Source organism: Rhizobium sp. P44RR-XXIV (genome assembly GCF_001999485.2).
In the GTDB taxonomy this organism is placed as follows: domain Bacteria; phylum Pseudomonadota; class Alphaproteobacteria; order Rhizobiales; family Rhizobiaceae; genus Rhizobium.
The window spans coordinates 121143-135088 of sequence record NZ_MPVZ02000022.1 but is presented as its reverse complement, the minus strand read 5'-3'; the positions used below and the strand labels follow the sequence as shown (position 1 = coordinate 135088).

At 62.4% G+C, this 13946-nt stretch carries 6 protein-coding genes and 2 pseudogenes; 5 read left to right on the top strand and 3 right to left on the bottom strand.

The window, feature by feature from the left end; translation table 11 throughout:
- Window positions 1–81: 81 nt before the first annotated feature.
- Entirely contained in the window at window positions 82–1272 is a 1191-nt protein-coding gene (locus BSK43_RS02525; RefSeq protein ID WP_077470798.1) for an acetyl-CoA C-acyltransferase, read from the top strand.
- An 18-nt stretch (window positions 1273–1290) separates the two neighbouring features.
- Here the strand turns inward: BSK43_RS02525 and BSK43_RS02520 are convergent, their stop codons facing one another.
- From BSK43_RS02520 to BSK43_RS02510, 3 genes and pseudogenes are all read right to left on the bottom strand, one after another.
- Window positions 1291–1581, bottom strand: coding sequence for a hypothetical protein (locus tag BSK43_RS02520; RefSeq protein WP_077470797.1), 291 nt, complete (start codon window positions 1579–1581; stop codon window positions 1291–1293).
- 232 nt (window positions 1582–1813) lie between these two features.
- Window positions 1814–2200: a Cu(I)-responsive transcriptional regulator gene (cueR, locus tag BSK43_RS02515; RefSeq protein WP_077470796.1), complete on the bottom strand. Its 387-nt coding sequence runs from the start codon at window positions 2198–2200 to the stop codon at window positions 1814–1816.
- Between the two features lie 11 nt (window positions 2201–2211).
- Window positions 2212–4715: pseudogene (locus BSK43_RS02510) on the bottom strand (heavy metal translocating P-type ATPase).
- Between the two features lie 173 nt (window positions 4716–4888).
- On the opposite strand from BSK43_RS02510, the gene BSK43_RS02505 reads away from it, so the two are divergent.
- The 4 genes and pseudogenes from BSK43_RS02505 (at window position 4889) to BSK43_RS02490 (ending at window position 13887) form a co-directional block, all read left to right on the top strand.
- The gene (locus BSK43_RS02505; RefSeq protein ID WP_077470795.1) at window positions 4889–5992 is read left to right on the top strand and encodes an RHE_PE00001 family protein; all 1104 of its coding nucleotides are present in this window, start codon (window positions 4889–4891) and stop codon (window positions 5990–5992) included.
- Window positions 5993–6207: 215 nt separating this feature from the next.
- Window positions 6208–7668, top strand: coding sequence for an efflux RND transporter periplasmic adaptor subunit (locus BSK43_RS02500; protein WP_077470794.1), 1461 nt, complete (start codon window positions 6208–6210; stop codon window positions 7666–7668).
- A pseudogene (locus BSK43_RS02495) lies at window positions 7665–10783 on the top strand (efflux RND transporter permease subunit). The gene BSK43_RS02500 and the pseudogene BSK43_RS02495 overlap by 4 nt, the downstream one beginning before the upstream one ends.
- On the top strand, window positions 10780–13887 hold the full coding sequence (locus BSK43_RS02490) for an efflux RND transporter permease subunit (protein ID WP_077470793.1): 3108 nt from the start codon (window positions 10780–10782) through the stop codon (window positions 13885–13887). Before BSK43_RS02495 ends, BSK43_RS02490 begins: the two are co-directional and overlap by 4 nt.
- Window positions 13888–13946 lie beyond the last annotated feature (59 nt).

Here is a 13946-nt window from a genome sequence, read left to right as displayed (position 1 = left end):
GCGATATTTAGATGACGATCGTCATCTATCGTGCTAGCAATAGAGCACAAGGTTACCGTCTGTACATTGTGAGGAGATGTCATGTCCGCTATCGATCCCGTTGTCATCGTTTCCGCCACGCGCACGCCGCTCGGCCGTTTTCAGGGAGAACTCTCATCCTTGCAGGCGCCTGAGCTTGGTGCGCATGTCATCCGCGCTGCGCTGGAGCGCGCCGGGTTGTCGGCTGATCGGGTGGATGAAGTATTGTTCGGCTGCGTCCTGCCCGCAGGGCAAGGGCAGGCGCCGGCCCGGCAGGCCGCACGCGGGGCTGGCCTGCCGGATGCCGTCGGCGCGACGACGATCAACAAGGTCTGCGGTTCGGGCATGAAGGCGACCATGCTGGCGCATGATCTGCTGCTCGCCGGCTCGGCCTCGATCGTGGTGGCAGGCGGCATGGAATCGATGTCGAACGCGCCCTATCTGCTCGCCAAAGCGCGAGGCGGTTATCGCATGGGCCATGACCGTATCTTCGACCACATGATGCTCGACGGGCTGGAAGATGCCTACGAGAAGGGCCGCTCCATGGGCGACTTCGGCGAAATGGCGGTAGAGGCCTACCAGTTCACCCGCGACGATCAGGATGCTTATGCCGTGGAGACCTTGTCGCGCGCCCGCGCCGCGGGTGAGAACGGCGCCTTCGGGGCCGAGATCACCCCGATCTCGGTGGCTGCCAAGGGCGGTCCCGTGACGATTGCCAAGGACGAGCATCCGCAAAAGGTTTCGCCGGAAAAGATCCCGACCCTGAAGCCCGCTTTCCGCAAGGATGGCACCATCACGGCTGCCAGCGCCTCGGCCAACGCCGATGGCGCCGCCGCGCTCATCCTGACACGCCGTTCGGTCGCCGAGCGCGAGGGCTTGCCGATCCTTGCCGAAATCAAGGCGCATGCCACCCATTCGCAAGAGCCGGCCTGGTACACCACGGCGCCGATCCCCGCGATCCGCAAGGTGCTTGATAAGACAGGCTGGAAGGTCGGCGATGTCGATCTCTTCGAGATCAACGAGGCCTTTGCCGTCGTCGCCATGGCCGCCGCCAAGGATCTCGGCATTGCGCGCGATCGCCTCAACGTCAATGGCGGCGCCTGCGCGCTCGGCCACCCTATCGGCGCGACGGGTGCGCGGCTGATCGTGACGCTGCTGCATGCGCTTGAGCGCCAGGGCTCGAGACGCGGCATCGCAGCGCTCTGCATCGGTGGCGGCGAGGCGACGGCCATTGCGGTGGAGCGGGTTGGGTGAGTACCCAGCTCGCTGTTGTTAGAGATAGACCAGTTCGTAGACGTAAGATTTAGAGCCTTTTTTGCTCACCCATTCGCCTTGTGGTGGATTGTCGGCATCTTGGTCCGCAAACGGTATATTCCAGGGCCTGCCGAGCAAGGTTCGGTCGTCGCTGTCCCAAGCACCCCAACCAAAGGCGGGACGAAATCTGATCCATAGATCAATGTCTTCACGCTGGTAGCCAATCGTTCCATCGGGCAGCCGCTTGCGATGAAATGTATAGATCAAATCGTCGTTCTGCCGCTTTAGTTGAAAACGATCTCTACTCATTCCTTATCCGTTTGACTTGTTGGACATTCGGATATTGGCATTGGACATTTGAGGTGTCGATACATAGGAGATATCGACCCGCCTCGTCCTTCGAGGCTCAACCGTTTCCGCTATCGCTTCATCGGCTGATCTCCTCAGGATGAGGCGGAATAACCATGCCGTTCCCGAGAAGGTTAGCCCTCATGGTGAGGAGGCCCAGAGGGCCGTCTCGAACCACGAGGGCGTGGTATCCTCACCCCTCCGACAGCTCCTCCAGAATCGGGCAATCCGGCCGCTCATTGCCGTGGCAGGCGTGCACGAGGTGTTCCAGCGTGCGGCGCAGTTCCGTGAGTTCGCGGATCTTGCGGTCGATTTCGACAAGCTTGGTGCTGGCGATATCCTTGACGTCGGCGCTGGCGCGGCTCTTGTCTTCGTAAAGCGCCAGCAGCTGCCGGCACTCCTCGACCGAGAAGCCGAGGCCGCGCGAGCGATGCAGGAAGCGCAGCTTATGCACGTCGTCGGCGCGATAGTCGCGATAGCCGTTGTCGCTGCGGTCGGGACGGATGAGGCCGATATCCTCATAGTAGCGGATGGTCTTGGCCGGAAGGCCGGAGCGGCCGGATGCTTCGCCGATGTTCATGTGCTTTCTCCTTATTTTGCCAGCCGCAATCTCAGCGCATTGGCTATGACCGAGACCGAGGACAGGCTCATGGCGGCGGCTGCAATCATCGGCGACAGAAGCAGGCCGAAGATCGGATAGAGCACGCCTGCGGCCAGCGGCACGCCGAGCGCATTGTAGCCGAAGGCAAAGGCCAGGTTCTGCTTGATGTTGCGGATCGTTGCTGCCGAGAGGCGGCGTGCCCGGACGATGCCGTTGAGATCGCCCTTCACCAGCGTAATGCCGGCGCTTTCCATGGCGACATCAGCGCCCGTGCCCATGGCGATGCCGACATCGGCTGATGCAAGTGCCGGTGCGTCATTGACGCCGTCGCCGGCCATGGCAACGATATGGCCCCTGGCGCGCAGCTCGTCGATCAAGGCCTTCTTGCCTTCGGGCAGCATATCGGCACGCACTTCGTCGATGCCGAGCTGAGTGGCGACAGCGGCGGCGGTCTTGCCGTTGTCACCAGTTGCCATGACGATCTTCAGGCCGCTGTCGTGCAGCGCCTTGATCGCGGCTGCGGTCGTTGGCTTGGTGCGGTCGGCAACGGCGACGAGGCCGGCCAGCTTGCCGTCGATGGCAACGAACATCACGGTCTTGCCTTCGCCGCGCAGGCGTTCGGTCTCGGACTTCAATACATCGGTCGAGACAGAGAGGCCGGCCATCATCGCGGCGTTGCCGAGTGCGACGCTGGTCTCGCCGGCGCGGCCTTCGACGCCCTTGCCTGTTGTTGCCGCAAAACCGGAGATCTCGACGAAATGGGCTCCGCGCTCCTCGGCGCCGGCAACGATGGCTTCGGCGAGCGGATGTTCGGAGCCACGCTCGAGGCTGGCGGCGAGCGACAGCAGGCGAGCTTCCTCGATGCCGCCAGCCGTGACGATGTCGGTCAGGTTCGGCTTGCCTTCGGTGAGCGTGCCGGTCTTGTCGACGATCAAAGTGTCGACCTTCGCGAAGCGTTCCAGCGCCTCGGCGTCACGCACCAGCACGCCTTCCTGCGCGCCACGGCCAGTGGCGATCATGATCGACATCGGCGTGCCAGTCCGAGCGCGCAGGGGCAGGCGATGATCAGCACCGCGACTGCGGCGAGCAGCGCATGCGCCAGTCTCGGTTCCGGCCCGACAAAGGTCCAGACGGCAAAGGCGATGACGGCAGCTGCGACGACGGCAGGCACGAAGACGGCGGAGACACGATCGACCATCGTCTGGATCGGCGCGCGCGACCGCTGCGCCTTGGCGACGAGTTCGACGATGCGCGACAGCGTCGTATCGGCGCGACCTTTTCGGCGAGCAGGATCAGCGAGCGTTCTTGTTGATGGTGCCGCCGGTCAATGCGTCGCCCTTGGTCTTTTCGACCGGGAGAGGTTCGCCCGTGATCATCGATTCATCGATGGTCGACTGCCCTTCGGCGACCGTGCCGTCGACGGGCACGCGCTCGCCAGGACGGACGCGCAAACGGTCGCGACCGCGATCTCGTCGACCGGTACGTCCACTTCATTGCCGTCGGCGCCGATGCGGCGGGCGGTCTTCGGCGCGAGATCGAGCAGGGCGCGGATGGCCGAGCCGGTGCGTTCGCGCGCCTTCAGTTCCAGCACCTGGCCGACGAAGACCAGCGCGACGATGACCGATGCTGCCTCGAAGTAAACGGGTATGGCTTCGCCATGGCCGCGAAAACTCATGGGGAACAGGTCGGGTGCGAGGGTGGCGACGAGGCTGTAGAGATAGGCGGTGCCGACGCCGAGGCCGATCAGCGTCCACATATTCGGGCTGCGATTGACAAGGGAATTCCAGGCGCGACGGAAGAAGGGCAGGGCTGCCCAGAGCACGACCGGCGTCGCCAGGACGAGTTCGATCCATGTGGCGATGGGTTCGCCGATCCAGTCGCGGATGGGTAGACCGACCATCGGGCCCATGCTGATGGCGAGCAGCGGCACCGAGAGGGCGGCGCTGATCCAGAGACGGTGGGTGAAATCGATCAGTTCCGGGTTCGGGCCCTCGTCGGCGGCCGGCACGCCCATGGGCTCAAGTGCCATGCCGCATTTCGGGCAATCGCCGGCATGGTCGCTGATGACCTCGGGATGCATCGGGCAGGTATAGAGCGTGCCCTTCGGCACCGGCTTTGGCGCGGGCCTGTTGCCATTGAGATAGGCTGATGGATCCGTCTCGAACTTGGCCTTGCAGCCGGCCGAGCAGAAATAGAATTTCTCGCCCTCATGCTTCAGGAAATGGCGTGCCGTGGCGCGATCGACCGTCATGCCGCAGGTCGGGTCCTTGGCAGTGAGATAGGTTTCCGGTGCCGCCTCGAACTTGGTCTTGCAGCCGTTGCAGCAGAAATGGAACGTGCGGCCCTGATAATCGAGCGACGGCTTGCCGGCATTCGGATCAACCGTCATGCCGCAAACGGGGTCGCGCGTCACCGTCTCCTGCGGCTGGCCGTCATGATGGTGATGATGATCGTGCCCATGATGGCTGTGATCGTGTTCGTCGTGCAATGCCATGTCAGACTCCATTGCTCCGAAGGGAGCGTTGGATAGGGTTATGAACCTTCCTGTCACTGGAAGGTCAAGACAAAAAATAGGAATTGCCGTCCACAGTTTACAGAGGTCGCTTTCTATCTCGCAGCTTGTAGCGGTGATAGGTTCCGTAAGACCGATTCAATGATGCGATTCCAATGCGATATGATTTGACCACTCTTCCGTTGACGACGCTTCTGCCCGCCATCGTTAAGGCAGAGGACATGCTGGCGCGGCTGGATGAGCGTGTTCTCCGGCATATGGTGGCAGACGGCTTTCGCGAGCGCGGGCATTTTTTCGATGCCGCCGGTGCGCTCTGGGTCGGCGGCGAGCTGGTGCATGTCGAGGACCTCGTGCTGCACGATGCGCGCATGGATGCCCGTGCTCCGACGCATGAGCTGACGATTGCCCACGCCGTGCTGCGGAGCCGGCGACGCCTCTGGAATGCGGAGCCTTCCTGGGGGTTGGAGCCGGCCGGGCTTGCGGCCTTGCGTGGCGATACCGGCGAGGCCGAAGACGCTGTCCCGCGGCGTCCGGCGTCCATCGAGGTTGCGGAGTCCGAGGCACAAGAGGAAGAGGAGGATGACTTCGGCGTCGATTTTGCCGAGATCGATGCCATCCTCGCCCGATCCGACAAGATCCTGAATGGCGGTGCTCCGGATACCAAGCCGGAAACGATCCACGATCCGCTCGCCCTGGTGCTCGACGTGGATTGGGACGAAAACGAGCGCCTGGAGAGCTGGCGCGCCGTGATCCGCGAGGCCGACATGCTGCCGCCGGTGCTCGGTGCGGCGGTACTTTTCGATGCGTGGGAGCGGATCGAGCCGCTGAGGCGGCAGCATTGGCTCGGCGGTCTGCTGGTCAGTGCCTATCTGCGCAGCCGTGGCAAGATCACCTCGCATCTGTTCTGCCTGAATATCGGCCTCAAAGCCGTCCGGCATGACCGTCGGCGTTCATCGGATCGCATCACACGCCTGTTAGCATTTCTGGAGGCCATGGTACTCTCGGCCGATTCGGGCCTCAAGGAGCTGGATCGCCTGTCGCTCGCCAAGCTGCAGATGGAGTTGCGACTGAAAGACCGGCGTTCGAACAGCAGCCTGCCCGAAGTCATCGATATCGTGCTGTCGAGACCGATCGTCTCGGCGAAGATGATAGCCCGCCATGTCGGCGTCACCCCGAGGGGCGCGCTCAATCTGGTGAGCGAACTCGGCTTGCGCGAGATGACCGGCCGCGGGCGCTATCGCGGCTGGGGTGTGCTCTGATCCGGCAGACAGCGGCAACTTGCGTCCGCACCAACCTTTTGCCAGTACAACCCTAGTTTTATAAAATGTAACAAATTATTTCGCTAAGTCGCCGCAAAAATGGACAAAATTTAATGGCTATACCAAATTCCTAAGCGACACGATGCAAGCTAAAGTCGCGCCATAAAACAGCGGCGGATCTTCGATCGCCGGAGGCTTTGAAGGAAGGTGGATTGATGGCTCGTGCATTTCGGGTCGTAATGTCGTTGGCGGTGATCGGTGCGGTGGGCTATGGCGCCTACGCGACTCGCGATCTGTGGCTTGCCAGCGCCGAACGGCTACTTGGCTATCAGAATACCTCGGCCCCCGCGCAGCAAGCTCAAGGTCAGCGTCGCAACGGGCAAGGACAGGGCGGTGGCGGCGGACGGCGCGGAGCTTCGCAGTTCAGCGGTCCGGTTCCGGTGCTGGCGGCTGACGCAAAGACGGCCGACGTGCCCGTCTACATCAATGGCGTCGGCTCGGTGAAGGCCTTGAATACCGTGACGGTGCGCGCGCAGGTCAGCGGCAGAATCGTCGAAATCGATTTCGTCGAGGGCCAGGACATCAAGAAGGGCGATGTCATCGCCCGCATCGACGATTCCGTCTACAAGGCGCAGCTCGATCAGGCGATTGCCAAGAAGGCGCAGGACGAAGCCCTGCTGGCCGGCGCCCAGCGTGACCTTGCCCGCTATCAGCTTATGGTGAAGACCGCCTCGGGCACGCAGCAGCAGGTGGACACGCAAACGTCGCTGGTGGCGCAATATACGGCCCAGATCAAGGCCGATGTGGCAGCCATAGAAAGCGCGCAGGCGACGCTCGACTATACGACGATCAAAGCAGCCTTCGATGGGCGCACCGGTATCCGCAACGTCGATATCGGCAACCTCGTAAGCTCCGGCGACACGACCGGCATCGTGACGCTGTCGCAGATCAAGCCGATTTCCGTGCTGTTTTCCATTCCGCAGCAGCAGCTTGCGCGCGTCAATGCCGCCAACGCGGCCGGAACGCTTGCGGTCCAGGCCATGGGCAACGACGGCGAAACAGTCGTCGACAATGGTAACCTCCAGGTGGTCGACAACCAGGTCGATCCGACGACCGGAACTGTCAAGCTGAAGGCGAATTTTCCCAATGACAAGCTGGCGCTTTGGCCCGGCGCCTTCATCAATGCCCGTCTGCTTGTCGAGACGCTGAAGGACGTCATCGTCATCCCGAGCGCTGCTGTCCAGCGTGGGCCGAACGGTACCTTCGTCTACATCATCAAGCCGGATGAGAGCGTTGCGATGAAGACGGTGAAGGTGCGCCAGCAGGATGACACGCTGGCTGTCATCACCGATGGCGTGGCCACCGGCGACAAGGTGGTGACGACGGGCTTTGCCCGGCTTCAGGATGGATCGAAAGTACAGATTTCGGCCAATCCCGTTCAGGCTGCGCCGGATGCGCCGGCAGCGGACGATCAGGGCCAGCCGGTCGCGGAAAACGATCCGCAAGGCGGTCAAAACAACGCTGCCGGAGGCCAGCAACAGCATCATCGGCACAATGGTCAGGGCGGCAATGGCGGTCATCGCGGCCAGAATGCCGCCGGCGCCGAACAGGGCAAGGATTCCAGCGCCGGCACGCCTCCGGCCTCAGCCCCCGCAACGCCGACACAGCAACAATGAATGTTTCGTCGCTCTTCATTGGCCGGCCTATCGCAACCTCGCTTCTCGGGGTCGCGATTCTCCTGGGCGGCATTCTCGGCTTTCTCTTCCTGCCGGTGGCGCCGCTGCCGCAGGTGGATTTCCCGACGATACAGGTGACGACGCAGCTGCCGGGCGCCGATCCCGATACCATGGCGGCGCTGGTGACGGCGCCGCTGGAGCGGCCGCTCGGCCAGATCCCGTCACTGGCGTCGATGACCTCGTCGAGCGCCTTCGGCATCAGCCAGATCACCCTGCAATTCGATCTCGGCCGCGATATCGATGGGGCGGCGCAGGACGTGCAGGCGGCGATCAATGCCGCCGGGTCGACGCTGCCGCGCACGCTTCCCTACCCACCGACCTATTCGAAGGTGAACCCGGCCGATACGCCGATCGTGACATTGGCCTTGCGCTCCAACAGCTATTCGATCCGCGAACTCAGCGACTTCGCCGATACGATGATGGCGCAGCGGCTGAGTGAGGTTTCCGGCGTCGGCGACGTCAATATTCAGGGCGGCGTCAAGCCCGCCATCCGCATTCAGGTCGATCTTCCGCGCCTTGCCTCCTATGGCTTGGCTCTGGAAGACATTCGCTCGGCAATCACCAATGCCAGCGTCGCCGGGGCAAAGGGCTCGCTGGATGGCACCCAGCAGAGCTTCACGCTCGCCGCCAACGACCAGATCGTCGACCCCAATATCTATAAGTCTGTCATCGTCGCCTATCGCAACAGCGCGCCGGTGCAGTTGAAGGACGTGGCGACCGTCGTCGAAGGATTGGAGAATAATCGCGTCGGCGCCTGGTATCAGGGGCAGCCGGCCGTCATTCTCGATATCATGCGCCAGCCGGGCGCCAACGTCATTCAAACCGTCGAGAATGTGCTGAAGCAGCTTCCGAAGCTGAAGCAGGCCATGCCGGCCGGCGTTTCCCTTGATATCGTCAACGACCGCACGGAGACGATCCGCGCTTCGATCCATGACGTGCAGTGGACCTTGGTCATCAGCATTGGGCTGGTCATCCTCGTCGTATTGCTCTTTCTGCGCACGGTGACGGCGACCTTCATCGCCGGCGTTGCCCTGCCGCTGTCACTGATTGCGACCTTTGGTGTCATGTGGTTTGCCGGTTTCAGCCTCGACAATCTATCGCTGATGGCGCTCACCATCGGCACCGGCTTTGTCGTCGACGACGCCATCGTCATGATCGAGAACATCGCCCGCCATATCGAGGAGGGCGAGAACCCGATGCAGGCGGCGCTGAAGGGCGCCGGCGAAATCGGCTTTACCATCATATCGCTGACCGTCTCGCTGGTGGCGGTGTTCATTCCGCTGCTGTTCATGACGGGGATCGTCGGGCGCATGTTCCGCGAATTCGCGTTGACGCTCACCATTGCCGTGGTCGTCTCGGCCGTCGTTTCGCTGACGCTGACGCCGATGATGTGCGCCCGGATTCTGCGCAAGCCTAAAGAGCGCAAGGGCGGCATCCTGGCGGGCACCGACCATTTCATGGAGCGGCTGATCGAGGGTTACCGCCGCAGTCTCGTCTGGGCCGTCGACCGCAGCACTCTCATGCTTTTGGTGACGGCGGTAACGCTGGCTGCGACCGTCGCGCTCTATATCATCATTCCGAAGGGCTTTCTGCCGGCCCAGGATACCGGCCTGATCACCGCCGTCGTCGAGGCCGAGCCGACGACGTCCTTCGAGACTATGAAGCAGATACAGGCAACCGTTGCCGACCGCCTGCGCAAGGATCCGGATGTGACCGGCGTTGTTGCCGTCATCGGTTCCAGCGCCAGCAATCTGACGCTGAACACCGGCAATCTCAGCCTGGTACTAAAGCCGAGGAACCAGCGTGATGCCTCCGCCGATCAGATCATCGATCGGATGCGGGATGAGGTCACCGGTCTGCCCGGCATCCACGTCACCTTCCAGAGCGTGCGCGACATTTCGATCAGCACCCGCGCAAGCCGGGCACCCTATCAATATACGTTGACCGGTACGGATACGGCCACGGTCGTCGATTGGTCCGCCAAGCTGGCGCAGCGGCTGCAGGAAAGCCCGAAGCTGATCGATGTCTCCTCCGAGGTGGAAATGGGTGGCGGTCGCATCTTCGTCGATGTCGACCGCGAGACTGCCTCGCGGCTTGGCGTTTCCATGCAGGCCGTCAGCGATACCCTGAATGATGCCTTCGGCCAGCGCCAGATCGCCACGATCTACGGGCAGGCAAACCAGTATCGCGTCATCCTCGAGGCGGCGCCGCAATATCAATCGGATCCGAAATCGCTCGACAAGCTCTATGTTGCCGGCGCCAGCGATACGCAGGTTCCCCTTAATGCCTTCACGACGCCACCTTTACGACGGCGCCGCTGGTCATCAGCCATGACGAACAGTTTCCGGCCGTGACCATCAGTTTCGATATCGCCAAGGGTGCTTCGTTGAGCGACGCGGTGGCCGAGGTCAAGGCGGCCGAGCGGGATATAGGCATGCCCGACAACATCCAGCGCAAATATTCCGGTGACGCCGAGGAGTTTGCCTCATCGCTTGCCGGCGAACCCTGGTTGATCCTTGCCGCCGTCGTCACGATCTATATCGTGCTCGGCCTTCTCTACGAGAGCGCCGTGCATCCGATCACCATCCTTTCGACGTTGCCTTCGGCGGGCGTTGGCGCGCTGCTGGCGCTGATGCTGTTCGGCCAGGATCTGTCGATCATCGCCTTGATCGGCATCGTGCTCTTGATGGGTATCGTCAAGAAGAACGCAATCATGATGATCGACTTCGCGCTGGAGGCGGAGCGCAAGGAGGGGCTTGCACCGCGCGAGGCCATTCTCAAGGCGTCGATCCTGCGTTTCCGGCCGATCATGATGACGACACTGGCAGCGCTCTTCGGCGCGCTTCCATTGGCGCTGGCGCAGGGCACGGGCGCCGAACTGCGCATTCCGCTCGGCATTACCATCATCGGCGGCCTCGTGCTTTCGCAGCTTCTGACGCTCTATACGACGCCGGTCATCTATCTGGCCTTCGAGAGCCTGCGGGCCCGCGTCGTGGGGCGGACGAGCGGCATGCCCAGCCCCGAGATCAATGAAATGGCGGGTGACGAGACATGAACATCTCCGAGCCATTCGTCAAACGCCCTGTTGGCACGACGCTTCTGGCGATCGGATTGATGATTCTCGGCTTCGTCGCCTATCGTTTTCTGCCGGTCGCAAGCCTGCCGACCGTCGATCTGCCCACCATCGTCGTCTCCTCCAGCCGTCCCGGCGCCGATCCTGCCAGCATGGCGGCGAGCGTTGCTGCTCCTTTGGAGCGGCATCTCGGCACCATAGCCGGCGTCACGCAGCTGACGTCTGTCAGCTCGCTCGGTTCGAGCACCATCATCGTGCAGTTCGATCTCTCACGCAGCGTCGATGGCGCGGCGCAGGATGTGCAGGCGGCATTGAATGCTGCCGCGACCGACCTGCCAGGCGATCTGCCGACCCTGCCGTCCTTCCGCAAGATCAATCCGGCTGCAGCTCCTGTCCTCATCCTGGCGCTGACCTCGGACAATGTGGCACCCAGCGCCATATATGATGCGGCGGATACGGTGGTCGTGCAGCGTATCTCGCAAGTGGACGGCGTTGGCGGCGTGACGGTCAGCGGCGCGGATCAGCCGGCGGTGCGCGTGAGGCTCGACCCCGACCGTCTCTCGGCCATGGGCCTGTCGCTCGACGCCGTCCGCACGGCGATCGTCAACGCCAATGTGCTCGGCCCCTTCGGCTCCATCGACGGCGCCAGCGGCGCCTTCTCCATTGCCGTGAACAGCCAGTTGCGGACGCCGGAAGCCTATGGACGTATCATCATTCAGAGCGGCGACGGTACGGCCGTGCGTCTTTCCGATATTGCCACCGTCGAGCCGGGCGTGCGCAACAGCCGCTCCGACGCCTGGTATGACGGCAAGCCGGCGGTGCTGCTCAACATCACGAAACAGGCCGATGCCAACGTCATTTCCACCGTCGACGGCGTCAAGGAACTGATCCCGGAGCTGCAGCGGCTCATTCCCGCCGGCGTCAAGATCGACATCCTTTCCGACCGCACCACGACGATCCACGCCAGCGTCAACGACATGCAATGGACGCTGCTTGCCACCATCTGCCTGGTCATGGGCGTGGTTTTCGTCTTCCTCAGGCGCGCGACGCCGACCTTTGCAGCTGGCGTGACGGTGCCGCTGTCGCTGGCCGGAACCTTTGCGGCGATGTGGCTGTTCGGATTGTCGATCGACAATCTCTCACTGATGGCGCTTGCCGTATCCGTCGGCTTCGTCGTCGACGATGCCATCGTCATGATCGAGAATATCTACGCCAATCTGGAAACCGGCATGAAGCCGATGAAGGCGGCGCTCGAGGGGGCGAAGCAGATCGGCTTTACTGTTGTTTCGATCAGCCTGTCGCTGCTCGCTGCCTTCATCCCGCTGTTCTTCATGGGCGGCATTGTCGGGCGCTTCTTCCAGACCTTCTCGCTGACACTCGGCTTCACCATCGTCGTCTCGACGCTGGTGTCGCTGACGTTGACGCCGATGATCTGCGGTCATCGCCTTCGTCAGCACGACATCGATGCTCGACCGGGCCCGTTTGGCCGCCTCGTCGAAGGAACGCTCGGGGCTGTCACGTCTTTCTACGGCCGGACGCTGAAGGCGGTGCTGCATCATCGCGTGCTATCCGTGCTCGTTATCATCGCTTGCGTCGTCATGACGGCCTATCTCTACGTCAAGGTGCCGAAGGGTTTCATTCCGCAGGATGACACCGGGTTTATTCAGGGCGGGACGCAGGCTGCGACCGACATCTCCTATCCGGCCATGGTCAAATTGCAGCAGCAGGCGGCGGATATCGTCGCTAAGGACCCCGCGGTCTCGGGCCTTGGTTCCTCCGTCGGAGGCGGCGGCTTCTCCAGCTCCATCAATCGCGGGCAGCTTCTGATTTCGCTCAAGCCGGAATCGGAACGGGTGTCGACGGCCGAGGTCATCAACAGGTTGCGCAAGCAGCTGATGGCCGTTCCGGGGCTGAGTACATTCCTGTTTTCGCCCGGCGATATCCGGGCCGGTGCGCGCCAGTCGCAGTCGCAATATCAGTTCACGCTCTGGGGTGCGAATTACGACGAGCTGGTGGATTGGGCGCCGAAGGTGCTGGAGCGCATGCAAGCCCTTCCGGGACTGACTGATGTCGCGACCGACAGGCAGCCGAACGGTCTGCAGGCGACCGTGAATATCGACCGGAGTCTTGCTTCGCAGCTTGGCGTCAACATCCAGTCCATCGATGCCGCGCTGAACAATGCCTTCGCGCAGCGGCAGATTTCGACGATCTATACGCAGCGCAATCAGTATCGTGTCGTACTGGAGGCGAATCCGAACTACGCTCTGGATCCGCATGATATCTCCAAGCTCTATGTGCCGGCCTCGGGCGGCACGCAGGTCCCTCTCAGCGCTGTCGCATCGATCAGCCGGACGCTTGCCCCGCTGGTGGTCAACCACCAGGGGCAATATCCCTCGGTGACCATTTCCTACAATCTGGCGCTCGATACGCCGTTGCAGGTGGCGAACGATGCCATCCAGAAGGCGGTGCTTGAGATGCACTTGCCCGATACGCTGCATGCGGATTTCGCCGGCGATGCGGCGAGCGTCTCGCAGTCGTCGGGCAGTCAGCCGCTGCTGCTTCTGGCGGCTTTGCTGACGGTCTATATTGTTCTCGGCATCCTCTATGAAAGCCTGGCGCATCCGCTGACGATCATCTCGACGCTGCCCTCCGCCGGCCTCGGCGCACTGCTGGCGCTCGTCATCAGCGGTACGGAACTGACGATTATCGCCTTCATCGGCATCATCCTCCTGATCGGTATCGTCAAGAAGAACGGCATCATGATGGTCGACTTTGCCCTGCAGGGCGAACGTGTGCTCGGCCTGCCGCCCGACGAGGCGATCTATGAAGCGTGCCTCAAGCGTTTCCGTCCGATCCTGATGACGACGCTGGCGGCGCTGATGGGCGCCATTCCGCTGATCATCGCGACCGGCCCGGGTTCGGAGCTTCGTCGCCCGCTCGGCATCACTATCGTCGGCGGTCTCGTGGTGTCGCAAGTGCTGACGCTCTACACGACGCCCATCATCTATCTGATGCTCGCCAAGCTGCATGCAAAATGGTCGCCGAAAGCACAGCCGGCGGCACCGGTTGTTTCATCACCCACCTAAGTGATTGGCAGATATCAATCGCAGCTGCTGATCGCGTCGCGGGGAGGGTGGCGCATGTT

Coding starts and splice junctions, on each gene's coding strand:
- BSK43_RS02500 (WP_077470794.1), top strand. CDS start 6,208: ATGGCTCGTGCATTTCGGGTCGTAATGTCGTTGGCGGTGATCGGTGCG.
- BSK43_RS02490 (WP_077470793.1), top strand. CDS start 10,780: ATGAACATCTCCGAGCCATTCGTCAAACGCCCTGTTGGCACGACGCTT.
- BSK43_RS02505 (WP_077470795.1), top strand. CDS start 4,889: ATGCGATATGATTTGACCACTCTTCCGTTGACGACGCTTCTGCCCGCC.
- cueR (WP_077470796.1), bottom strand. CDS start 2,200: ATGAACATCGGCGAAGCATCCGGCCGCTCCGGCCTTCCGGCCAAGACC.
- BSK43_RS02525 (WP_077470798.1), top strand. CDS start 82: ATGTCCGCTATCGATCCCGTTGTCATCGTTTCCGCCACGCGCACGCCG.
- BSK43_RS02520 (WP_077470797.1), bottom strand. CDS start 1,581: ATGAGTAGAGATCGTTTTCAACTAAAGCGGCAGAACGACGATTTGATC.